Below are 793 nucleotides of genomic sequence, written 5' to 3'. Positions count from 1 at the left end.
TCCCCACCCCTTCCACCTCTTGCTACACATCAAGCGCCCCGTTTATTCCCGTGTTTTCAGGAAATAAATTTTTGCGCCCGCAGGGAAGAAATCGTCATCGCGCGTTGTTCAAGTAAGCATGGACTGCGCGGCAAACCGCACCGCGCGCAACAAGGCTCGACGCGCACAGCGACTCGGGCAGCGAGAAGAGATCATGCACCGCGCAATCTACGTCATGCAGCAAAGCTTCTTTAATCTCGGCTGTTTCTATCGAGTCGACATCCGCAGCCGCAGCGGCCGGTTGATCGAAAGCCACTACGTCGAGCTTTGCGACATCGCCTGGTGCTAGACACGCGGGTGCAGCAAATCAAATCACCAGAATCAAAGGCGCAAGGAGACCTCCGATGCCGTTCAGCAACAGCCAGCTACCCACTATCGTCCCTTACGAAGAATGGCTCAGGGGAACATCGTCGCTCGTGCAGCCGCGCGACGCAATGCTCAAGGCGCTCGACGCGCAGATACTCATGTATCAGCGCAATCGCACCACGTATCAGTTCCACCAACTGTCCACCGCGTTCAAGCACTGGAAGGAAAGCGTCGGGCCCGGCTGCGAGTGGGAAAGGCACCCGCGCAATGAATCGCGACTCTTCACGCTGCTCGATCACGAGTTGCGCGGTCAGGGCGACACCGATGTCGCCTTGGGCGCACAGGACTTCATGACGCCGGCGCTGATCAATTCGCGGCTCGGCGTGCTCTATCTCTTCGGCAACATGACGATCGAGGACAACATTTTTCAGGTTCTGCTCGAAGGCGC

General features: G+C 57.9%; 2 protein-coding genes. Both read left to right on the top strand.

The window, feature by feature from the left end; translation table 11 throughout:
* Positions 1 to 118 precede the first annotated feature (118 nt).
* Entirely contained in the window at positions 119 to 328 is a 210-nt protein-coding gene (locus AWB67_RS38890; RefSeq protein WP_087660939.1) for a hypothetical protein, read from the top strand.
* A gap of 55 nt (positions 329 to 383) precedes the next feature.
* Positions 384 to 793, top strand: a 410-nt coding sequence (locus tag AWB67_RS38885) for a hypothetical protein (RefSeq protein ID WP_143746846.1), incomplete at its 3' end; no start/stop codon positions are given.

The sequence above is a fragment of the Caballeronia terrestris genome (assembly GCF_001544515.1).
Taxonomy (GTDB): Bacteria; Pseudomonadota; Gammaproteobacteria; order Burkholderiales; family Burkholderiaceae; genus Caballeronia; species Caballeronia terrestris.
Note: the sequence above shows the minus strand (reverse complement) of the source record. Positions and strands in the feature narration are given on the sequence as shown.

What these genes read in the sequence shown, in the direction of transcription:
- AWB67_RS38890 (WP_087660939.1), top strand. Translation starts at nt 119, where the DNA reads ATGGACTGCGCGGCAAACCGCACCGCGCGCAACAAGGCTCGACGCGCA.